Source organism: Corynebacterium sp. MSK297 (assembly GCF_030232885.1).
Classification (GTDB): Bacteria; Actinomycetota; Actinomycetes; order Mycobacteriales; family Mycobacteriaceae; genus Corynebacterium.
In genome coordinates this window covers 36,473-56,775 of the sequence record NZ_JASPGD010000011.1, presented here as the reverse complement: position 1 = coordinate 56,775, position 20,303 = coordinate 36,473, and the positions used below count along the sequence as shown (strand labels likewise).

At 53.6% G+C, this 20,303-nt stretch carries 22 protein-coding genes; 12 read left to right on the top strand and 10 right to left on the bottom strand.

All coding sequences use genetic code 11. The features are described 5' to 3' along the window. Window positions 1-303: 303 nt before the first annotated feature. The 4 genes from QP888_RS09800 (at window position 304) to QP888_RS09785 (ending at window position 2,839) form a co-directional block, all read left to right on the top strand. Complete coding sequence (locus tag QP888_RS09800) at window positions 304-600, top strand: RNA-binding protein (protein WP_284813389.1); 297 nt, start codon at window positions 304-306, stop codon at window positions 598-600. Window positions 601-1,096: 496 nt separating this feature from the next. Continuing rightward, window positions 1,097-1,459, top strand: coding sequence for a hypothetical protein (locus tag QP888_RS09795; RefSeq protein ID WP_284573280.1), 363 nt, complete (start codon window positions 1,097-1,099; stop codon window positions 1,457-1,459). Window positions 1,460-1,630: 171 nt separating this feature from the next. Next, window positions 1,631-2,173: a hypothetical protein gene (locus QP888_RS09790; protein WP_284813388.1), complete on the top strand. Its 543-nt coding sequence runs from the start codon at window positions 1,631-1,633 to the stop codon at window positions 2,171-2,173. A 375-nt stretch (window positions 2,174-2,548) separates the two neighbouring features. Next, window positions 2,549-2,839, top strand: coding sequence for a hypothetical protein (locus tag QP888_RS09785; RefSeq protein WP_284575829.1), 291 nt, complete (start codon window positions 2,549-2,551; stop codon window positions 2,837-2,839). A 302-nt stretch (window positions 2,840-3,141) separates the two neighbouring features. On the opposite strand, the gene QP888_RS09780 is transcribed toward QP888_RS09785, so the two are convergent. Beyond that, the gene (locus tag QP888_RS09780; RefSeq protein WP_242722178.1) at window positions 3,142-3,291 is read right to left on the bottom strand and encodes a hypothetical protein; all 150 of its coding nucleotides are present in this window, start codon (window positions 3,289-3,291) and stop codon (window positions 3,142-3,144) included. A gap of 559 nt (window positions 3,292-3,850) precedes the next feature. Between QP888_RS09780 and QP888_RS09775 the strand changes: the two genes are divergently transcribed. Beyond that, window positions 3,851-4,222 carry a hypothetical protein gene (locus QP888_RS09775; RefSeq protein ID WP_284813387.1) on the top strand — a complete coding sequence of 124 codons (372 nt, stop codon included), beginning with the start codon at window positions 3,851-3,853 and terminating at the stop codon, window positions 4,220-4,222. Between the two features lie 41 nt (window positions 4,223-4,263). On the opposite strand, the gene QP888_RS09770 is transcribed toward QP888_RS09775, so the two are convergent. The 4 genes from QP888_RS09770 to QP888_RS09755 all read right to left on the bottom strand — a co-directional run bounded on the left by QP888_RS09770 (window position 4,264) and on the right by QP888_RS09755 (window position 5,219). Further along, window positions 4,264-4,491 carry a hypothetical protein gene (locus tag QP888_RS09770; RefSeq protein ID WP_284813386.1) on the bottom strand — a complete coding sequence of 76 codons (228 nt, stop codon included), beginning with the start codon at window positions 4,489-4,491 and terminating at the stop codon, window positions 4,264-4,266. Beyond that, complete coding sequence (locus tag QP888_RS09765; RefSeq protein ID WP_249618678.1) at window positions 4,481-4,648, bottom strand: hypothetical protein; 168 nt, start codon at window positions 4,646-4,648, stop codon at window positions 4,481-4,483. Before QP888_RS09765 ends, QP888_RS09770 begins: the two co-directional genes overlap by 11 nt. A 219-nt stretch (window positions 4,649-4,867) precedes the next feature. Beyond that, window positions 4,868-5,095, bottom strand: a complete 228-nt coding sequence (locus QP888_RS09760) for a hypothetical protein (protein ID WP_027017805.1) — start codon at window positions 5,093-5,095, stop codon at window positions 4,868-4,870. Continuing rightward, window positions 5,085-5,219 carry a hypothetical protein gene (locus QP888_RS09755; RefSeq protein WP_284813384.1) on the bottom strand — a complete coding sequence of 45 codons (135 nt, stop codon included), beginning with the start codon at window positions 5,217-5,219 and terminating at the stop codon, window positions 5,085-5,087. Before QP888_RS09755 ends, QP888_RS09760 begins: the two co-directional genes overlap by 11 nt. A gap of 818 nt (window positions 5,220-6,037) precedes the next feature. On the opposite strand from QP888_RS09755, the gene QP888_RS09750 reads away from it, so the two are divergent. The 5 genes from QP888_RS09750 (at window position 6,038) to QP888_RS09730 (ending at window position 12,323) form a co-directional block, all read left to right on the top strand. After that, window positions 6,038-6,481 (top strand): site-specific DNA-methyltransferase, encoded by a 444-nt coding sequence (locus QP888_RS09750; RefSeq protein ID WP_238633869.1) that lies wholly within the window; start codon window positions 6,038-6,040, stop codon window positions 6,479-6,481. Between the two features lie 82 nt (window positions 6,482-6,563). Further along, complete coding sequence (locus tag QP888_RS09745) at window positions 6,564-7,991, top strand: site-specific DNA-methyltransferase (RefSeq protein ID WP_249625273.1); 1,428 nt, start codon at window positions 6,564-6,566, stop codon at window positions 7,989-7,991. A 10-nt stretch (window positions 7,992-8,001) separates the two neighbouring features. Next, complete coding sequence (locus QP888_RS09740) at window positions 8,002-10,962, top strand: type III restriction-modification system endonuclease (protein ID WP_284813383.1); 2,961 nt, start codon at window positions 8,002-8,004, stop codon at window positions 10,960-10,962. A 27-nt stretch (window positions 10,963-10,989) separates the two neighbouring features. Next, the gene (locus tag QP888_RS09735; protein ID WP_126849670.1) at window positions 10,990-11,484 is read left to right on the top strand and encodes a TIR domain-containing protein; all 495 of its coding nucleotides are present in this window, start codon (window positions 10,990-10,992) and stop codon (window positions 11,482-11,484) included. After that, entirely contained in the window at window positions 11,481-12,323 is an 843-nt protein-coding gene (locus tag QP888_RS09730; RefSeq protein ID WP_284813382.1) for an HIT family protein, read from the top strand. The genes QP888_RS09735 and QP888_RS09730 overlap by 4 nt, the downstream gene beginning before the upstream one ends. 173 nt (window positions 12,324-12,496) lie before the next feature. Here the strand turns inward: QP888_RS09730 and QP888_RS09725 are convergent, their stop codons facing one another. From QP888_RS09725 to QP888_RS09705, 5 genes are all read right to left on the bottom strand, one after another. Continuing rightward, window positions 12,497-14,128 carry an ABC-F family ATP-binding cassette domain-containing protein gene (locus QP888_RS09725; protein WP_284813381.1) on the bottom strand — a complete coding sequence of 544 codons (1,632 nt, stop codon included), beginning with the start codon at window positions 14,126-14,128 and terminating at the stop codon, window positions 12,497-12,499. A gap of 274 nt (window positions 14,129-14,402) precedes the next feature. Then, the gene (locus QP888_RS09720) at window positions 14,403-14,639 is read right to left on the bottom strand and encodes a restriction endonuclease (RefSeq protein WP_284813379.1); all 237 of its coding nucleotides are present in this window, start codon (window positions 14,637-14,639) and stop codon (window positions 14,403-14,405) included. A 109-nt stretch (window positions 14,640-14,748) separates the two neighbouring features. Continuing rightward, window positions 14,749-14,913 (bottom strand): hypothetical protein, encoded by a 165-nt coding sequence (locus QP888_RS09715; protein WP_021352231.1) that lies wholly within the window; start codon window positions 14,911-14,913, stop codon window positions 14,749-14,751. A 331-nt stretch (window positions 14,914-15,244) separates the two neighbouring features. Beyond that, window positions 15,245-16,126 (bottom strand): GDSL-type esterase/lipase family protein, encoded by an 882-nt coding sequence (locus QP888_RS09710; RefSeq protein ID WP_284813378.1) that lies wholly within the window; start codon window positions 16,124-16,126, stop codon window positions 15,245-15,247. Window positions 16,127-16,165: 39 nt separating this feature from the next. Beyond that, window positions 16,166-17,110, bottom strand: a complete 945-nt coding sequence (locus QP888_RS09705; protein WP_284813376.1) for a restriction endonuclease — start codon at window positions 17,108-17,110, stop codon at window positions 16,166-16,168. Window positions 17,111-17,168: 58 nt separating this feature from the next. On the opposite strand from QP888_RS09705, the gene QP888_RS09700 reads away from it, so the two are divergent. Continuing rightward, window positions 17,169-17,540, top strand: coding sequence for a hypothetical protein (locus QP888_RS09700; protein WP_284813375.1), 372 nt, complete (start codon window positions 17,169-17,171; stop codon window positions 17,538-17,540). Between the two features lie 86 nt (window positions 17,541-17,626). Then, window positions 17,627-20,251, top strand: coding sequence for a DNA polymerase I (gene polA, locus QP888_RS09695; RefSeq protein ID WP_284813374.1), 2,625 nt, complete (start codon window positions 17,627-17,629; stop codon window positions 20,249-20,251). The last annotated feature ends 52 nt before the right edge of the window (window positions 20,252-20,303 follow it).

Genomic DNA, 20,303 nt, shown 5'->3' with positions numbered 1-20,303 from the left:
AGCACGTGATGGCCCCTGACATCATCACACTGCATGCTTTATCGAAAGATAGAAACACCACTCAAACGGACTTGACCCCACAGTCGTGGTCTGATCAAAAGATCGTTAATTCTTTTGCGGGTATTCTTGAGACGGGGAGATCATGGTGGATAATGATAAACGAATGATTGAGGACGAGGTTGACGGGGTTTTTATTAGAATAAAATACTTTGTGGCGGACAGGAAAGGGCAGGGCGTTTTTGGGTATCCATTGCCTACGCCAGATTCTGGGACGTCAAATGTGAAGCGAAATGGTAGAGTGCGATGGCATTAGAATTGGTTAATCAGATTGAATATGATTTGTGGGATGCAGTTGCGCCCCTAATGCGCCCTGTCGTTTCCGAGTTTAGTTGGGTTGATGCGTTTGAGGACATGGAATATGGCGGTTACCCAGCGATAGGTGTTGCGAGTTTGCTGAATGCAGCAAATGCGCCTTTGCCTGCGGAAGCTGTGGAAATAATTGAACGGTTTATTCCGCGTCTACAAGAATTCAACCGTGATGCGTCTGGTGTTGAGGCTTTTTTGATAAAGGCGAAGCAGCGCGTCGGTGCATCTTCTTAGCTTTGCGTAATTGAGATGGCGCCACCTTGGTGGGTGTTTGAGTAAGGTTCGATTCCTTACTGGTGCACTAGAAACCCCTGTTGTTGGGTGCCCTGGGATTGGGCCCTGATGTCGGGGCGTGATGCCCAGATCTTTATTGGGCGTCCTGTAATAGGGGTTGAGAAATTCGCATGAGGAGAGGATTTGCCGGTTAAGGGGTAATCGTTTTTGGTTGGTTCGGTGTGCTCTCCCTGACAACGATTGTCAGCCATCTGGTAGTTCCGGTAGCCTGACCTTACATAGTGCCGCAAATTGATACGAGTATGAATAATGATGGGGATTCATTTATGAGTCTATGGCGTTCTGAAGAAGGGATCATCCTTATAACGGCGCCGGCTGTGTCGATGACGGCGATCTCATCGCGATGTTTTGGGAATACATGGAAAACGGTGGGAGCAGGTCAAATTGAAGGAAATAGTTTGCGACGTTGACGTATTTGTGGAGGTAATCTGTCGAGATGTCTGATCGATATAAGGAAATGGGCTTAGAAATGCTGCCGAATAAGCATTACGCAGCATGGTCACATGAGCCGCGCGCCGGAATCGTATGGGTTTACCGCACCTCAGGTAAGGTAATTCCTGTCCTTAGTGACCAAGAAAAGATACTTCTTTGTGCTGATGGAGACGTCGATGCTTCTGACTTTGACTGGGAGCTTGGTAAAAATCTGCAACGTTTAATCATTGATTGCGCGGATAATGATCTTACGGTGCCTGAAGCATTGGCTGTCATCCGTGAAAAATGGGGCCAACCTGATATTGAATTTCCCGTTGCGGATGTCAATGATGCGAGTCCAGAGCTTCGAGCCGCTTTAGGCACATAAGCCTGTTTAGATACTCTAATCTTTGGCCACCCTGTTTTATGGGGTGGCTTCTGTGCTATCTGGTGACAGTTCGTTGAGGTTCGATTCCTCTTTAGCGCGCAACCCCACACCACTTGGTTGGTGGCGGGGGATTTTTCATGCCCAAAATTAGATAACCCAGGAGGTTACGCAATGGCAGAAGAAACTACCGCCACCAACGATGGACACAACGAAGCCGCCGAGGTGGCCCAGCAGGACCCTGCCCAGGAGGAGGGGAACTCAAAACCGGAGCGCACCACGGAGTCCTACCAGCAAGAGCTTGAAAAATTACGTAAGGAAAACGCGAAATACCGCACCGAGCGTAACGAGTATCGAGCCGATGCTGAAAAGTTCCGTGAAATGCAGGATGCTGAAAAGACTGAGCTGCAGCGCGCCCAGGAGGCATTGGAAGCTGAGCGTAATAAAGCGACGCAGTTCCAGGTGGAGCTTGCCCGGTCGAAGGCACTGTCAAAGTACGGAATCTCGGAGGACAACGCAGATCTGCTTGGCTCGGACCCGCAGAAGTTCGATGACAACGCGAAGCGTCTTGGGGAGCTACAGGCGCAGGCTGCGAAGCGTGCCGCACCTCCGTCAGATTACCCGGTAGAGGATTTGAAGCCAGGTGCTTCCTCGAAGGAAGATGCCACGGATTATTCGTTTCCTGATGCGTGGCCGGTGCACGGCAAATTCGTATAACTAACAAGGTCCCTTAAGGAGGGATTTTTGTAATGTCTGCTTTCCGGGGGACAAGCCCTGTGTTGTACGGGGCAGGATCGGCCTACGAATAATGGCGATATGCCGTTACATTTGGCCTCGACTCGAGCGGGTCATGGGGGGATTCTCAGCGCCCTGGTGCGGCGAAGTTTCCTCGGGGTGGTCAGAGCAAAAAGATTGTTGACGCCGTGCGTGGTCTTTTAGAGGCTAAGGAGATCAACGCGAGGAAGAATGGAGATAAGTGTACAATTCTTGGTCAGGTTGATGGTGTAAAGATCCGGGTTGTGTACCAGATTAGGGACAATGAGCCGTATGATATGACTGCCTATCCCGTGTCAGGAAAGGGGGTTACCCGTAATGAGTAGGCCGTACGGTTTCGTTAAAGAGCGTGACTTGTTTGAATGGCTAGTGGATAAAGTTTCAGCCCCCCGAGATGCTATTGAGGACGCAAAAGTTGATAACGAGTTTAGTTATCCGGACATTGCGCTAGCTACGTTATTCGATACGATAAATGCTCCTCTCGCCCGCGAAGTAATAGATGTTGTTGACCGCTTCATCACTGATCAAATTCGGGATGAATTATGGGTGCGTTTTTACTATGAAGCGGTTGATAGGTTTGGCATTGCTGGTGATAATGCGTCGACTTAATCAATTGTGTAATTGAGATGGCGCTACCTTGGTGGGGTTTGGGTAAGGTTTGATTCCTTACTGGTGTACTAGAAACCCTTGTTGTTGGGGACCGTTTATGGGTGCTTGGTGGCGGCGGTTTACTCTGCCCAGATCTTTTTGGGGTGCTCTGTAAGAGGGATCGTGAAATTCGTATGAGGAGATGTTTTCCGGTGAAAGGTAATGGGCGTGCGCACCAAACGGGGCGGGACCATGTGATGCCATAGTGTTTGGCGCATTCTACAGTGCGCTAAAGTTCCTTCCCTGCATCCACGTCAATAATTTTAGGCCGCATGGTGTTTCCTTTCTAGCCATTGCTCGCGGGTATCCAGGGCTAAGCACACGGTCGTGGATGCAAGTGCTGTGGCGGTAGCCCAAGCTGGAGCTTTGGTGATGATGAATAATGCGCTGATAAGCGCGGTGATGGTTGTCATCTCTTGATTTCCTTCTGTATTGTGCGGAGGTTTTCTAATCCCACTTGCGGTTTACTTATTCCACTTTAGTGGGTCTGAGGCTTTCCGGGCATCAGTCCCGGTTTTCGGGTGAGGGCATAGCGAACGAGAGCATCGACTTCAGCTTTGCCTACGGGCCATTCATTTGGCATTGGGCCCGCCTCCTGAAAGTGGACACATCGGGGGTAGCCAAGTTGTTTTAACCAGTGTAGCTAAAAAGCAAGCGTGAAAAACATCAGGAGTCAAAAGATTGCACCAGTAATGCCGCCTGCGTGTGGTGTAACGCCTGCGCCATCGAAAGGCTTTGTTGCGGCAGGTGATCTCACGGCGACGCTTTGGGGAACGCATGGAAGTGGCGGGAGCAGGTCTAGCTGGCGGAAATAGTTTGTGGAGTTCCCGGGACCGAAGGCTAACGCAGAACACACCAGTTCTATCTGGTTTTCGCAGTGCGGAGCTACTTCCTAACACGTAAGTTGGTAAGGAAGTAGTGGGGAATGAGTAATTTTTGGCTACGACGTATTTGTGGAGGTGATCGGTCAAGATGCCTGATCGTTATAAGGAAATGGGCTTAGAGATGTTGCCGAATAAGCACTACGGCGCTTGGTCGCATGAGCCTCGGCCTGGTCTTGCTATGGTGTATCGCACTCGGGATAAGGTCATCCCGGTTATTTGCGATGAAAAGCGGATTTTTACCTGTGACGATTCGACCGTAGATGATGCTGTCTTTGACTGGGGTGCTGGGGGTAAATTGCAGGATTTAATCATTGATTGTGCGAATAATGATCTTACGGTTGCCCAAGCACTAGCTGTCGTCCGCGAAAAATGGGGCCAACCTGATATTGAACTTAGGGTCGATGATGTCAATACCGCTGGCCCTGCGATTCGTGCAGCGTTAGGGATGGGGACTGCTTAATGAGGATCCTATGCGAGATCTAGCGGAATTACGGATTAGCACTATTTGCGTAGTTGATGGGGAGATCCTGGCCGGTTTGTGTGCCACTCGCGCACCTCGTCCGCAAGCCACAGTCGCGTGCGGCCCAAAATCATGGCGACGTGTTCTGGGGTGCGGTGGTTGGCTGAGTAGTTTCGCCACGCTGCGTAGCTCACTCCAATGTGGTCGGCGCAATCTGCACCGGTCCAGAGTTCTTGACCGGTGTCCGCGTCAATGATCTTAGGCTGCATGTTCCCGCCATTTCTGTACGAGCTGTACGGTCTCAATTGTGAGCGTAACCGCAGTGGCGCCCATGACCATCCAGAATATTGGGGTATCTCCTATGGTGAGTGCGATAAGTATCGCGAGCACGATTAGTGCGTTGGAAATTTTAGACATGATGTCCATGATGTGTCCTTTCTGGGTTGTGGTATTTTGAGAGAGGGTGGGCACCCCGGGAGCTGAGTACTGTCTCTATTCAGCTCCCGAGGTGCTTAGCTATCTAGCTCCAGCTTTTTCATCTCAATCCTATGATTTGAGATGAAAAAGCTGTCTCTATCGATAGTCGCCAGGGGGTCGCTCCGAACCAAGCATCGCTGATAACTGGAAAACGGTTGGAGGATAACGCTACCGGCGTAGCTGAGCCGGGGAGCCGGGCCGGTTTGCGTGCCAGTGCTTAATATCCTCGGCAAACCACAATGCACTACGGCCATCGAGCATGGCCACAGGGTCGGGCGTGCGCCCATTCGCGTAGTAACTCGCCCACGTGCGAGTGGTGATGTCGCAGTGTTTGGCGCACTCTACGGCGCGCCAAAGCTCTTTCCCCGTGTCTGCGTCAATGATCTTAGGCTGCATGCTTTTTCCTTTCGTTGCTGTCGATGGCGATACCGACGGCAAGGAAAGCAGGAATGAATAACGCGCTAGCACCCGCCAAGGCCATGATGGTGGCTGCAGCGGTGGAGATGAGCGTAAATCGCATGATTTTCCTTTCGTGTTGTATGGTGAGGGGTGCCCGGCCATCCTATTTATGGCCGGGACTTTTGTTAGTGGCTATTCGGCACTACTTGCGAGTGTCGAGCCAGATCAAAATCATTACGATCAGTGTGATTGTCGCGATGATGTCTGTGTAGCTGACATTTTCAGTTCTTCTATTTAGTTGTTGTAGCGCCTTTCGGTCTGACAATAATCATTCTACCGCACTGGTACGGTATTAGTAAACTGGAATTAAGTTAAATTTATGTCATTTTCCAGCACTCAAAACACATTCAAAATAACCCCTGGCCGCTACCAGGTTGGTCGTTAATTTTATGCCACTAGGCAGGCGAAAATGAAAGATTGTTACCAGATACTACCTGCTAAAATCTGGCGACTGCAAAAGATCTGCACCCTTTTTGTCGCATATCCCCTAATTCAACGGCCCGCTCAATTATCTGGTTGAACGCCGCCTGGCGTGTGGGAGTGACCAGGCCTTGTCAAATGAATAATGGTGCATCGAATTCCGAAATGTCATGCGGCTAGCCGCTTGCTTAACTCGTTTGCGCGCGATTCCACAGCGTCAATCGGTAGTGAGGTTGCCCCACAGATGCAAAGTGACCATTAGATTTAAGCCAATGTGGAAACTCCTGATCGACCGAAGCATGATCAAAGAAGTCTTGCGCGTAGCGACCGGTCTGTCTGATGCAATCATCGCCAAGATGGGTGGGACGGAAACGTCATAATCAATGTCCTTGCGTGAATATGTATGGCAATAGTGGTTGATATAGTGAGCATCTGTGAAGCTATCAAGGAGCCAACGAAATGATCAGAAACACCAGCGAACACAACGAAACCGTTAAGCCAAACGACTTCGAAATGGAACGGCTTCGCGCTGCCCTGCCCGAGTATTTCGACGGCGACGGCAACTTCATGATTGACCGACTCCAACAGGCACTCCAAGACGGAGACGTCGATTTCACCCGCGAGGGATACGAGCTGAAATTCCTCGGCAAATCCTACGCGAAGTACCTCACGTCCATGAAGACCGAAACAGTCGTCGTGCCAGACCTTGAGCACAACTCGAAACCTGAAAACAAGGACTCCGAGAACCTCTACATAGTCGGCGACAACCTCGATGCCCTCAAACATCTGCTTGGCTCCTACGCAGGTAAAGTCAAATGCATCTACATCGACCCGCCCTACAACACGGGATCCGACGGATTTATCTACAACGACGACTTCGGCTTCACCCCCCCAACTCGTTGAAAAGGTCGGGCTCACCGAAGATGAAGCCGAACGCGTTCTTGACCTCCAAGGAAAATCATCTCATTCAGCATGGCTCACCTTCATGTACCCACGCCTGCAACTCGCAAAGGAACTCCTCGCGGACGACGGCGTTATCTTCATTAGCGTCGACGACAACGAGCAATCTAATCTAAAACTCCTCTGCGATGAAGTTTTCGGTGAACAAGGGTTTGTTAGTCAGCTGATTCGACTAACAAACCCCAAGGGGCGAAGCCAAGATATGTATGTCGCCAACAATCACGAGTATCTTCTTGCATATTCGCGCACAGTCTTGCCAAAAGGGTCGGTGTCAATCCCTAAAACAGCGAAAGAGATATCCAAAGATTACCCCCTTAGAGATGAGGACGGCAGAGCCTACAGAGAGCTTGAGTTACGGAACACTCACCGTGAGTTTGGACGCCATAATAGGCCAAATCTCTATTACCCATTCTTCGTTACAGCGTCAGGGGAGGTTCTACTTGAGAAGAGCCCTGAAGCGACAATTGAAGTGCTTCCTCTTTGGGGAGATGGTTTCGAAGGTTGTTGGACCTGGAGTAAGGAGCTCGCTCGCCGCGATTTGAACCTTCTAGTTGCTAAGGAAGTCAATGGCCAATGGAAGGTTTATCGTAAAGCGTATGGTCATGATGGCGATGAAGCGGTCAGGAAGCAGGTGAAATCGCTGTGGACCGAGTCAGAGATGCGCACCGAAGAAGGACAACAAGACTTCGATGATCTGTTTGACTCTCGAGACAAGTTGTTTCAAGCGCCCAAGCCACCTGCACTCATTGAACGAGTTCTGCGTATGGCCACTGGCAAATCCTCACTTGTCTTAGATTTCTTCTCTGGATCTGCTACGACGGCCGACGCAGTAATACAACTCAATGCTGAGGATGGTGGCCACCGGAAATTCATCATTGTTCAATTGCCCGAGAAGATCGAGCATGACAAGCCTGCTTTCCGCGCTGGTTACCACACTATTGACGAGATTGGCCGCGAACGAATCAAACGCGCAACTGCAAAGATCAAGGAAGAAACTGGCGCGGATATTGATTACGGTTTCAAGCTTTACAGGCTGAACGAGCCGTCTGGGCAGATTCTTGATGATCTGCTGACGTTTGATCCGAAGCAGGACGGTACGTTGCTAGCTGGGGATTATGTCTCAAAGTTCGACCTGAACGGTACGCCTGGGCATGACACGGTGCTGGCGACGTGGCTAGTTGAAGACGGACATGGGCTGGTCACTGGCGCGCAACAGGTTACCTTGGCTGGCTATGAGCTGGATGTGTGCGGAGATTCTGCTTATATCATCTCGCCGGGTTTGACGAGTGATGACGTGGTGGAGCTTGTTTGCTTGCTTGAGAACGGGGATCTTGCGGTTTCTCGTGTTGTGGTGTTCGGGTACTCGGTTACGTTTGGTGTGATGCATGAGTTGAAGAAGAATCTCTCGGTGCTGAAATCTGGTCGCACTGTGTCTGTGATTGAGAGGCTGTAGGGCGATGCAGATGAGGCTACAGACCCTTGAGCACCAACAGCGGGCGCTGACGGCGATTACCCGCGTTTTTCATGGCCTGGATTTCGATTCTGGCGGGTTGATGGAGGCCAATCCGACCTTCAATCTTGCTGATTCGCAGCTGGCTCATAACATTTCTGAGTTGCAGAACGGCGCGGTCGAGGGTGTACCTGCTATCCCACGTGCTTGGCGGGGCCGGGTGGATGATGGTGTGCTCGGTATCGACGTGAAGATGGAGACCGGCACGGGTAAGACGTTGGTCTACACGCAGATGATGTACGAACTCAACAGGCTCTATGGATTTACCAAGTTCATCGTTGTGGTGCCGTCGACAGCGATCAAGTTGGGGACCAGGTCATTCATCACGTCCGAGTATGCGCGTAACTATTTCGACGATAATTATCGTGGCAGCATCAAGCTGGAGCTGGATGTTCTTGATCCACAGAAGCGTTCCAAGGGACGGAAGTTCTTCCCTAGCGCGGTCGCGAATTTCGTGTCGGCATCCCGGCTAACCAAGGGCCGTGTGCATGCGTTGTTGATGACTGATGGCATGTTGCGTTCGGCAGCGACGATGGGTGCTATCTATGATCAAACAGTGTTGGGTATGTCGAGCCAGCCGTATGAGGCATTGGCGGCGACTCGGCCGGTGGTGATTATTGATGAGCCGCATCGGTTCCGCCGTGAGAACAAGGCTTACCAAACGATCATTGACCAGATCCAACCCCAAGCTGTGGTCAGGTTCGGTGCGACTTTCCCGAAGAACGATAAGACCGGCCAGATCGATTACAACAATTTGGTGTTCAATCTTGGCGCGGTCGAGGCGTTCAACGAACAGCTCGTTAAGGGCGTGGCTGTGCAGTACCCGGAGGACGATGGGCAAGACTCCACGAGGCTGAAGTTGACAAGCTTGTCGGCTCGCAAGCCGAAACAGGCCACGTTCACCAACCTCGGTACCTCCAAGACATTGACCGTAGGGTTGGGCGGCTCGTTGGCTGGGGCGGATGGAGCATTCGCAGGCATCACGATCGAGGCTGTGGGCAAGACAGAGAACCCGACGATCAAGTCTGGGGTGACGCTGTCTAATGGTCAGATCCTGGGTAAGGGCGACACCGTGGTTGCGGGAGTGTATTCCCAGACCTATCAAGAACTAATGATTGCCCGTGCGCTGGATAATCACTTCGAGACGGAGTGGGAAAACTTCCGGCGCGCTACCCGCGTGAAAACCTTGACTCTGTTTTTTATTGACTCGATCGAGTCCTACCGTGGTGAGGACGGTCCAGGCCACTTACGCCGCAGGTTCGAGGAACTGCTGGCTGCCAAGCTCAAAGAGGTCATCGCCGAACACGAGGACAAGACCTCACAGATAGCCAAAGACTACGTCGCATACTTGAAGGATTCGCTGGCCGATGTGTCGGCAACAAACGGTGGTTACTTCTCTGCTGATAATGCGTCCACCGATGAGGCAATCCAGGCCGAGGTGGACCTGATTCTGCGCGATAAGCAATCGATGCTGGCATTCACGAAAGCGGATGGGTCGTCGAACACGATGAGGTTCGTGTTCTCGAAGTGGACGCTGCGTGAGGGCTGGGATAACCCCAATGTCTTCCAAATCGTGAAACTACGCTCGTCGGGATCGGAAATCTCGAAACTCCAAGAGGTCGGGCGCGGGCTACGCCTTCCCGTTGATGTCAGCGGCAGTCGACTAGCTGATGAGGACTTCCGGCTGACCTACCTCATCGATTACACCGAGGAATCATTCGCCAACAGTCTTGTGCATGAAATCAACGCAGACACCGGTGGCCAGGCCCCCTCGGTTAAGGAACTGCTGCCGCGTGTGGCAGCCAAACTGGGCAAGGACGAAACCGAGCTGTTCATTGAACTACTCCAAAAAGGCCTGGTCGATAGCGAAAAGAACCTAATCGAAGGCAAGGCCGAGGAGCTCTTTGAGCTTTATCCGCAATTCGCAGAAGGCAAGCTCAAACCCGGCAAAGTTGTCACCGACAAAAAGAAAGCCCGAGTCGGAATCCGCAAGAATCGCTACTCCGAACTCAAGCAACTGTGGGAAGCGGTCAACGCCAAGTACTACCTCAGACTCGACGACCTCACACCTGCCGAAATCAGTACCTGCATCGACGAGATTCTGGACGAGGGCATCTACAAGGCACAAACTGGTAGGTTCACCCAAGACCTGGTCACGACCGGCGAAGACGGGGTGCTGACGACCATCTCGTCGACGAAGGAAACCTACGCCGTTGACGGGTCGATGCCCTATGGGCAGTGGCTGAAGCTGGCCTACACCCAAACTTATCTACCCATCAGTGAGATTCACGCGGGCTTGGTGCGACGCAACGCGAAGAAAAAGCTTCCCAGAGATTTCTTCAACAAGGCCACACTGGGTGAGTTTGTTGCGCAGTTCAATGGCTGGATGCAGCGCGAATATGTCAAACGGTTCTCCTACACCCGTATCGACGGGCCAATGGGCGCCACTGCGCTGACCGACCCTGACGGTGAACCGCTGAAGACGATTGCGCAAGGAAACGTCGGTGTTTACCGTGACACCACCTCCGAGGTGCCAGAGAAGTTCCTTTACGACGCGTTCGTTTACGACTCCCCGAAGGAACAGACCACGATGCGTGACTCTGTTCTCGACGAGGTCGTTGTCTATGGCAAGATCCCACGCCGATCAATCCAAGTGCCGGTTTATTTTGGTGGGACGACCAGCCCGGACTTCATGTACGTGCTCAAAACCACTGACGGCAAAATGTCGCTGAACTTCATCGTTGAAACCAAAGACGTCGATTCCAAGGCTGACTTGCGAGGAACCGAGGAACTACGCATCAAGGCTGCTCGGAAGTTCTTCGAGTCGATCAGTGATGAGAACATCTCCGTCCACTTCGCCCCGCAACTCAAACGCGACGACATCGTCACCATGATCAAAAAAGTCGTAGTGTAATAAGACCAAAGGAAAGGTAGCAATGAAATGGCCGTTTTCTACAGTTTCCATTACGAACGTGACGCCAACCGAGTGCAGCTCATCAGACAGATGGGGCTCATTGAAGGACAGCGGATTCTCAATTCCCAAGATTGGGAATCAGTTCGAGCGGGTGGTCGCTCAGCAATCGCTAACTGGATTGACGAGCAGATGAAGTACAAAACTGCTGTCATTGTCCTCATAGGACGGGAGACCGCATTGCGGCCTTGGGTGCAGTACGAAGTCCAAAAGGCCTGGGATGCCAAGAAACCGCTGCTCGGGATCCGCATTCATGGGCTTTCTTCCATGGGAAAAGTCGACACCATCGGCTCTGACCCATTCACACAAATATCTGGCTATGAGGGGAGTAACCCAGGACTCCCGATTTTCGATCCCACAGTAAACGACCGGTTTGGAGATATCGATTCGAAGGCAACCTACCGAAAGCTTGCGGATAGTGTTCGCTCTTGGAGTTCTCAAGGACGAGTAAGGCGGGGCCGGTGAACCTCTGTCCTTTTTGCTCGATCGTTCAGGGGGAAGACGCTGCTGTACGCGAGGTTGCCCGTGACGATTCGGTGGTTGTGTTCTTCCCAACCGAACCAGCCGCGCTGGGCCATTGCATGGTGACCCCACTCCGTCACGTCGAGCATTTCTCGGAACTGACTACCGACGAGGTATCCCGTGTGATGAGCGCGGCGCAGGCAATGGCCAAAAGTCTTCAGGAAACATGTCAGCCGGATGGTATCAATATCATCCAGTCCAACGGCGAGGCCGCCAGCCAAAGCGTGCCGCACGTCCACGTACACGTCCTACCACGATGGAAAGATGACATAATCGGTGAGATTTGGCCACCGGCGTCGCATTACTCAGACGAGGACAAGGATCGTGTACTGTCCAAGCTCCGCGCGAGCACAGTGCTACCAGGTCCTACAGTTGACGCAGAGGACAAGAGACAGCATCTATCCTTTGCTCAGGACATCATCACACGCATGGCTCAGTCCTCATCAAACACGAAGAGCTGGTTCCTTCCAGTTGTGACCGCAACTTACGGGTATGCGTTCACACAATCATCCATATCTGTGGCAGTTCTCGGCATTGTTGCGACAGTGGTATTCGGCATGCTTGACGTTGGATACCTGCGAACCGAGCGGAAGTACCGCGATCTCTATGAGCGGATAGCGACTGGTGATGTTCCACCGTACTCACTTAATTACAAGAACTCAGGAGATACCCGCAAGAACTCCTTCTTCGAGCATTGCTCGGTGATGACAGCCTGGGCGATCTGGCCGTTCTACGGGGCTTTCCTCGTAACCGGAATCGTTGCCCTAGCTACTTCGAATTAGGTGTATCCGACCAAAAACGCTCATGGCAACGGCTTTCTGTGGGTTGGGCTCCAGTGGCACGGGAACCGAACTCGACCATCACGCCGTCGGTGTGTACCAGCTCGAGGGCATTTGGGTCCGAAGACGCACATTACTAATGTGTATGCGTACCTCATCACCACGACTCCCAAGTCTCATGTAGATGCTGACTGGCGCATAGGATCGAGGTGAAGATGGCGTCCGTGCCAGTGCTCAATCAGCCAGCGGTCATGGCTGGCGATGATGAGGGGCCCTCGCCAGTCCCGTAGCGCGTCCTCGAGTGCGTCCATCGTTTCCAGATCAAGGTAGTTGGTTGGTTCATCAATGATCAACACGGCCGGGTTTGTGGCGAGTGCAACTGCAAATTGGGCCCGGCGTTGATTCCCTGCAGACAAGTCCGCAACGGGAATGCTCCACATCGACGGATGCAAGATCCCTTTCCCTGCCTCACCAATGCCACTTTGCCCCCTTTCCGTGCCAAATCCTGCCGATGAAGCGTCGGGGAGTGTCTGTGGTACCACACCTACTGGCTCATCACGGGTCATGGTGCCACTCTTCACAGTCCCTGTAGGTGCGCTACCTGTGGCGATCCAGTTCAGCAGGGTTGATTTACCTGCCCCGTTTGCTCCCGTCACGAGGAGATGTTCTCCTCGTCCTAAATCGAACGTGACCGGCGCAAGCCGACCTGCTACTGCTGCATCTCTGAGTGAGACGGCCAGACCAGATCCGGGGTCAGATTTGTACGAGGGAAACGTCAGGCCATAGTGGCGGGGTTTTCGCACTTCTCGCTGGGAAAGGCGCTCCAGACGGACATCGTCATTACGCGTTCGTTTTACAGATGTGGCTGCTGCGCGATCGGTGAAGAACTTCTTCTCCTTGCGAGCTGCGGTTTCCACCCGAACCCCACCACGGGCGATCTTCATACTCTCGCGGCGGTGTTCGTGTAGATCACGTTTTTCCGCCTGCTGCGCGGAGTGAATCTGCTGGTGTTTTGCCCGGGCAATCGTCTTCGCCGTTAGGTAGTCCGTGTAGTTGCCTGCGTTGCGGTACACGCCCACAATGGTCTCACCATCAGCCCTGGCGAGTTCTTTCCACACTGTGATGTCCATGTCGTAAATGACGGTGGCGGTGCTTTCGATAAAAGACCTGTCGTGACTAGTCGCAAGCACTGGGCCGCCCCAGTTCGCGACTACACGCGAAAGGAAATCGGCTGCTTCACGATCGAGATGATTGGTCGGTTCGTCTAGGACCAACACCTCGGGTCGCACCATCAGCAGGGCGGCCAGTTTCAGCCGTGCACGCTGACCTGGCGATAGCGCATGCATCATTCGATTTTTTCCTGCCCCTATGAAATCTACGAGTCCCAGTCCTGCGAGTGTTTCATTCACCCGTGCATCCAACGACCACACATCAAGGGCATTCAATCGGGCAAGGAGTTGGTCAAACTCCAGTGCTCGATGAGTGTCTCCTGCTGCCATGGCTTCTGTGGCTTGGTGGAAGCGCGTGAGTAGTTCATTAAACGGTTTGAGCACCGAGTCAAGGAATTGCGCAACACTGCCGTCGAAACGCTCTGGGTCGGGAACGTGCTGAGGAACAGGGCCAGGAACAATTCGGCCCGTATCAGGCGTCAGATCGCCGGTGAGGATTCTTAACAGAGTGGACTTGCCGACCCCGTTTGGGCCAATCACAAAGGCACGTTCACCGTTTGACACGTGCAAGCTCACACGATCGAGAATGAGGCGGGAGCCGAATGAAAAGGAAATACTATCGAGGAAAATATCGGGCATGGTGAGCTCCAAGACGTAGAAATAACTTCGGTCACGTCTCAGCAAGGCTGAGTGGAGATCACATGTTCACCGGAACCACACACTCCTCGGGTCGGGTAGGTCGTCAACTGACGAATGCAATTTAATTTTACATGATACGTCAAGCCTCAGGTGGCCCCGCAATAGGAGCGAGGCGCTGAAGTGAACCAGCGGCCTCAGTTTTGAAGCAATCAAACGGCCAAAACGTAGTTCGCGCGCGTTCGTACCCAACTTGGGTGGAAAATTTCGAGGATGCTCACGCGCTTTCATCGCTAAGCTCGTTGCCAAAGTGTTTGAGGGGCTGGAAAGCTTCTTTACGCTCCAGTTTCACTTGGATTTCTGAACTAGGGAATGCCATATCCCAGTTCACCGGGGCAGAGGCAATATCTGCGATGTCGATACGGCTGGTTTCAATGATTTCGTTCGCCAGCGCGGCCTCGGCATTCGAGGACCACCGATCCGTCGTCGAGATGATATAGCGGTGGGCAACCATATCGATGCCCGTGTCGGTCTGGCCGTTGTTATAGCTCCAATCGGATCAGCGGCAGACCTCATCGAACGGCCCAGCCTATGGTTCCTGGCCAGTGCCCGCGTTAATGATTCTATGCTGCACTGTCTTTCTTTTTGGAGGAAGTGGCCGTCGCTAAGTTGTAGCCAGATAGTGCCGCGAGTGCCACGACTATCCCCCAAATCGGAGAATCAGCAATGATCGAATACGCTGCAGCAACAACGATTCCTCCTAGGGCGGATGCTTGTTTTAAGGTCATTGTGTTGATTCCTTTCATTCAGGTCCCACAAGTATGGGGACCATTCGGGATTTAATTAACGTCGCAGCTGTTTCGGTGATCTTGGGCGATTTTCTTGCCATTTTGATTTTTGCGAACCATAATGAGCTTCGCCCATCTAGCATGACGATAAACATCAGAATACGTCCATCAGCATAATAATTAGCCTAGGTGCGTGGAGCTATGCACAGTATTCCGCGGATCCTACGGCTCGACGTAATTCTTTTCCAGCGTCAGCGTCGATGATCCGAGGATGCATTTTTCAATACTGCACGCGTTGAAGAGCCAAAGGTCGCATTGTTTTCGCGGCCTGCTAGTGGAGGTGCTGCCCAATCAATTGTCCGTATCCGTGTATTCCGAGAGCGTTGAGGTGCAGCGGGATGTTTCCCGGTGCTGGTGGTGCAACGTCAAAAAGGTTGCGCCACCAACGTTGCGGCGAACACATATCGTGGCCTGCAGAGGCAGGCCAGGCGTCGACAAAGGTGGCCCCATTGTGCTCGGCTACCTCACGCAGGTTGTTCTGCAAACGCTGCTCCGTAGCGGCAATAAGGGGAGTAGGGATAGGTAGCGGGTCAGATGAATGCAGCCCACTGTTCGCACATGTTGTGCCATCGCTGGTGACACGGGGATATCCAACCACCACAATCTTGGCATTCGGTGCGTGCTCGTGGATAACGTCGATGGCGTTCTGCAAGCCACTACGGACCGCGTGATCAACCGCCTGCGTATCGAGTCCGTAACGGTAGGTATCGTTAGCCCCCGCAACAATAACCACGTTTTTCGTACTCCGGGTGAGATCGGCCTGTTCTGTAGCAGTGCGGAGAGTATCGTCAATACGAGGCTCACCGCTAGCTAACGAAGCACCAGAACACTGATACTGATCCACTCGAGCAACGCCGGACGCCTGACGGATCTCGTTGGCGATGGCGCCGTCGGTAACGCAACCGACACCGGTGGTTATGATGTCTTTGCTACTGCCTGACATAGCAGAACTACTACTGGACATATCAGTGGCGCTATCTGATGAAAGCGGCATGTTATTGCGCACAACATCGAAGGGCACGGGGTTGGCGACCAAACTGTCACCGGCCAATACGGTATTTCCCGGAGGTGCCGTGTGAGCTGCGGCAGCACCAGTAGTAAGAGATGCAGTAGCGGCCACGATAGCAGTCAGTAGGGCGAGCTTAGTACGCATGCGTGTCCTAGCGGAATGAAAATGGTTTTGCGTTACACCTTAGTCAAACTTGTCGAACCACCGAAGATCCACAGTTGGGCGTAGCTTGACGCCTGATTCACCGTCCGCGCGAATCAGTTCCGCGAGACGGTCACCGCTAATGAGATCTACTGTGGGTACCGATGCCGTAGCAGCTTTACGGGCGGGTTCTGTGAACCGGCTCAGAGTGACGATAATGGCGCGCTCTGCTCCCTTGGTATGAGCATCGCGTTGGAAAAGCGCCACCGTATCACGGCCAATAGGCTTATCTGGGGCATAGCGCTTGACTTGTACTGCCACACGAGAAGAAAGCACTGAACTGATTGGTGCTGTACCGATGGCATCGACGCCTTCGTCACCAGAACCGCCGGTTTGTTGCAGGTGCAGGCCTTGTCGCCGAAGCAAATAGATAACAAACTTTTCGAAGCCGTCCGGCGATAATTGGTGGAGTCGTTCCAGTAGTTGACTCTTCCAATCTCTATCCATTTCTTCGTCGTCGGAGTCTTCGCGAATCTCTGCGTCAGAAATATCGTCTTCCACTTCAGAGTCTGTAGTTTTCGCTTCTTTTTCTAATTTCTTCCGCTGCCGTTGTGCTCGGGAAATCTCTCGATCAAGGTCTTGAACTTTGTCGAAAGCATCCACTTCCGTAAGCTCAAGAAGCTCTTCGCCTTTATCGGTGAGCAAATACATTCCTTGCCCTGGTTGTTCGAGCACGCCAATTCGTTTAGCCGTAGTACGAGCCCACCCAATGCGGTCAATCAGCACAGAGAGATTTGGGCGAGTCGGATAAGTAATTTGCTGAAGGTCTTCTGAACCCGGGACTAGCTCTAATACGTGCTCGGTAATTTCGTTAGCCCTGGCAGATCCACCCAAAACATGCATTGCTTTGAGCACAGGCACAACGAGTTGCTGGTGGGTCGGAATTCCGCGTTCGGTAAAAGACTTATTTGATTCTGAAGCGCTCATTCTTCCATTCTCGCAGAGCTAGAATGCCAGGGAAGAATACGGCGAAAGGTAACCCCCAATGCTTTATCCCTACCGTGTGAACCTGGATTGGCTCTGGGGCACACCACCCGGTAACGACGGCACCCCCGCTACAGTGCGTGCAGTCCTCGAAGGCGCTGACGTCTGCGCATTAGCCCACGCCTGGCTGGAAAGCCTCTCGGTAGACGACAACGGCCACCGTGGCGAAGGTGGATGGGGAGCACAACTAGTACACGTCGACGAGCTCTCGCGCCGGGCCATACTGGCGATCACCTCCGCCGGAGAAGACGTTGCCGACGGCATCGAAGACGGCACCGATAACCTGTACTGCTTCCTCGCCGAGCGGGTGCGCGGCCTGGCGGAACCTGAACTTAACGTGGAATGGCAGGAACTCGAACGTCGTCAAGCGTAACGGAGCAGCACGCCACGCTGGTTGCTGTGTTCTAGCTTTAGCGCTGCGGCTGTAGTGTGCTGCCGGTGACGGCTAAAGTGTAGGGCATGAAACGCCTCTTGCTCATCGACGGACACTCCATGGCCTTCCGTGCTTTTTACGCACTCCCGGCAGAAAATTTCTCCACCGGCGGCGGCCAGCACACCAACGCGGTCTACGGATTCCTCACCATGCTCACCGGCATCGTCGGCGATGAAAAACCCGACCACATCGCAGTGGCCTTCGACGTCGGGCGCAAGACCTTCCGCACCGAAAAATTCCCGGATTACAAAGCCCAGCGCGCGGCCACCCCAGAAGAATTCAAAGGCCAAGTCGAACTCATCCGCGAAGTCATCGAAGCACTCGGCATCACCACGCTCTCAGTCGAAAACTACGAGGCCGACGACATCCTCGCCACCCTGGCCACCGCAGCCGGGTCACAGTCCGGCGAATACGAAACCCTGATCGTTACCGGCGACCGCGACTACCTACAGCTGGTCAACGACACCACCACCGTGCTGTACCCCATGCGCGGGGTATCCAAACTGCACCGCTTCACCCCGGATGCCGTAGAAGAAAAATATGGCTTGAGCCCGCAGCAATACCCGGACTTCGCCGCGCTACGTGGCGACCCATCCGATAACCTGCCCAACATCCCCGGCGTCGGCGAAAAAACCGCACAAAAATGGATCAAACAATACGGCAGCCTCGACGAGCTGATCGCACACGCCGACGACATCAAAGGCAAAGCCGGCAACAGCTTCCGCGAACGCATCGAACAAGTGCGCCTCAACCGTGAACTCACGCAAATGATCACCGATATGCAACTTTCGCACAGCCCGGATGATCTTTCTTTTGCCGACGTCGACGCCAACCAAGTGGCCGCCCATTTCGACGACCTCGAATTTGGCCCCAACCTGCGCGACCGCGTACTCGGCGTATTTGGCGCTGAAGCCGAGATTGACGACACCCCAGAATTGCCCGCCATCACACACGACGAAGCCACACTCACCGACTGGCTCGCCGAGCACACCGAAGGCGTCGCCATGTTCGTCGACGGCAACGGCGCGCCGGGGCAGGGTGATGCTACGGCGATCGCGTTCGTTGACACGAACCGGCAAGGCATCACGGTGGTGCTGGAAGATCTTTCCGCCGACGAAGACAAAGCCCTGGCAGAATGGCTTGCCGACGACGGCGCCAGCAAATATTTGCACGAGGCCAAAGCAGCCTTCCACATGCTGGCAGGCCGTGGCTACCAGCTGCGCGGCATCAGCCACGACACCGCGATCGCCGCATATCTGCTGCGCCCAGGCCAGCGCGGTTATGATCTGGCCGATGTATACCAGCGCCACCTGCAGAAAACCCTGCCGGGCGGGGAAGGGGAAACCCAGCAGCTGTTGGAAAAAGCCGGGGCGATCCTCGAGTTGGCGGAGCTTTTGACCACCGAGCTGCTGAAGATCGAAAGTTTCGAGCTGTACCGCGACCTGGAGCTGCCGTTAGTGCAGATCCTGGGAACGATGGAAGCCACCGGCATTGCCGTCGACCGTGACGTGTTGGATGAGCAAGCCGAGACCTTCGCCGATATGGTGCGCGAAGAACAAGACGCCGCCCGCGAGCTGGCCGGTGATGAGAACCTGAATCTGAACTCGCCCAAACAGCTGCAAACCGTGCTGTTTGAGACCTTGGATTTACCGAAGACGAAGAAAACCAAAACCGGCTATTCCACCGCTGCTGGTGAGATCGAAGCCTTGGCCGCGAAGCACCCGCACCCATTTTTAGACCGCCTGCTGGCCCACCGCGAATACCAGAAGATGAAGACCACCCTGGAAGGCTTGTCCAAAACCGTGCAAGGTGACGGGCGCATCCACACCAGCTTCCACCAGACGGTGGCCTCAACCGGCCGGTTGAGCTCGTCCGATCCGAACCTGCAAAACATCCCGGTGCGCACCGAGGCCGGACGCAAAATCCGCTCGGCATTCCAGGTCAGTGAAGGTTTTGAAACTCTGCTGAGTGCGGACTACTCGCAGATCGAAATGCGCGTGATGGCGCACTTATCCGGTGATCCGGGGCTGATCCAGGCCTACCAAGAAGGCGAAGACCTGCACAATTACGTCGGTTCGCGCGTGTTCGACGTTCCGGTGGAAGAAGTCACCCCGGAACTGCGCCGCCGCGTTAAGGCGATGTCCTACGGCCTGGTGTACGGCTTGTCTGCTTATGGTTTATCGCAGCAGCTGAATATTCCACCGGGGGAGGCGAAAAAGATCATGGAAAACTACTTCGCTCGCTTTGGTGGGGTGAAGCAGTACCTGGATGAGGTCGTCGACAAGGCCCGGCATGATGGCTTTACCGCAACGGTGTTTGGCAGGCGTCGTTATTTGCCGGAGCTGAACTCGGATAACCGCGTGGCCCGGGAAAACGCCGAACGGGCCGCGTTGAATGCGCCGATTCAGGGTACTGCCGCAGACATCATTAAGGTGGCGATGATCCGCGTTGATGATGCGCTGCGGGAAGCGAAGCTGCGTTCCCGGGTGTTGTTACAGGTGCATGACGAGTTGGTCGTGGAAATCGCGCAAGGCGAGCTAGAGCAGGTCCGTGAGCTGGTGGAACGCGAAATGGATCAAGCTATCACGTTGACCGTCCCGCTGGAGGTGTCCACCGGCTCGGGCACCAACTGGCAAGCTGCCGAGCACTAGCCTAGCTAGCACCCGGCAGCATTCTGGAGTGCTCGAGAGCCAACCGTGAGTT

Bases quoted from the DNA above. Each gene is read 5' to 3' on its own strand.
- QP888_RS09800 (WP_284813389.1), top strand. From the start codon at position 304: ATGGCATTAGAATTGGTTAATCAGATTGAATATGATTTGTGGGATGCA.
- QP888_RS09795 (WP_284573280.1), top strand. From the start codon at position 1,097: ATGTCTGATCGATATAAGGAAATGGGCTTAGAAATGCTGCCGAATAAG.
- QP888_RS09790 (WP_284813388.1), top strand. From the start codon at position 1,631: ATGGCAGAAGAAACTACCGCCACCAACGATGGACACAACGAAGCCGCC.
- QP888_RS09785 (WP_284575829.1), top strand. From the start codon at position 2,549: ATGAGTAGGCCGTACGGTTTCGTTAAAGAGCGTGACTTGTTTGAATGG.
- QP888_RS09780 (WP_242722178.1), bottom strand. From the start codon at position 3,291: ATGACAACCATCACCGCGCTTATCAGCGCATTATTCATCATCACCAAA.
- QP888_RS09775 (WP_284813387.1), top strand. From the start codon at position 3,851: ATGCCTGATCGTTATAAGGAAATGGGCTTAGAGATGTTGCCGAATAAG.
- QP888_RS09770 (WP_284813386.1), bottom strand. From the start codon at position 4,491: ATGCAGCCTAAGATCATTGACGCGGACACCGGTCAAGAACTCTGGACC.
- QP888_RS09765 (WP_249618678.1), bottom strand. From the start codon at position 4,648: ATGGACATCATGTCTAAAATTTCCAACGCACTAATCGTGCTCGCGATA.
- QP888_RS09760 (WP_027017805.1), bottom strand. From the start codon at position 5,095: ATGCAGCCTAAGATCATTGACGCAGACACGGGGAAAGAGCTTTGGCGC.
- QP888_RS09755 (WP_284813384.1), bottom strand. From the start codon at position 5,219: ATGCGATTTACGCTCATCTCCACCGCTGCAGCCACCATCATGGCCTTG.
- QP888_RS09750 (WP_238633869.1), top strand. From the start codon at position 6,038: ATGATCAGAAACACCAGCGAACACAACGAAACCGTTAAGCCAAACGAC.
- QP888_RS09745 (WP_249625273.1), top strand. From the start codon at position 6,564: ATGTACCCACGCCTGCAACTCGCAAAGGAACTCCTCGCGGACGACGGC.
- QP888_RS09740 (WP_284813383.1), top strand. From the start codon at position 8,002: ATGAGGCTACAGACCCTTGAGCACCAACAGCGGGCGCTGACGGCGATT.
- QP888_RS09735 (WP_126849670.1), top strand. From the start codon at position 10,990: ATGGCCGTTTTCTACAGTTTCCATTACGAACGTGACGCCAACCGAGTG.
- QP888_RS09725 (WP_284813381.1), bottom strand. From the start codon at position 14,128: ATGCCCGATATTTTCCTCGATAGTATTTCCTTTTCATTCGGCTCCCGC.
- QP888_RS09720 (WP_284813379.1), bottom strand. From the start codon at position 14,639: ATGGTTGCCCACCGCTATATCATCTCGACGACGGATCGGTGGTCCTCG.
- QP888_RS09715 (WP_021352231.1), bottom strand. From the start codon at position 14,913: ATGACCTTAAAACAAGCATCCGCCCTAGGAGGAATCGTTGTTGCTGCA.
- QP888_RS09710 (WP_284813378.1), bottom strand. From the start codon at position 16,126: ATGCGTACTAAGCTCGCCCTACTGACTGCTATCGTGGCCGCTACTGCA.
- QP888_RS09705 (WP_284813376.1), bottom strand. From the start codon at position 17,110: ATGAGCGCTTCAGAATCAAATAAGTCTTTTACCGAACGCGGAATTCCG.
- QP888_RS09700 (WP_284813375.1), top strand. From the start codon at position 17,169: ATGCTTTATCCCTACCGTGTGAACCTGGATTGGCTCTGGGGCACACCA.
- polA (WP_284813374.1), top strand. From the start codon at position 17,627: ATGAAACGCCTCTTGCTCATCGACGGACACTCCATGGCCTTCCGTGCT.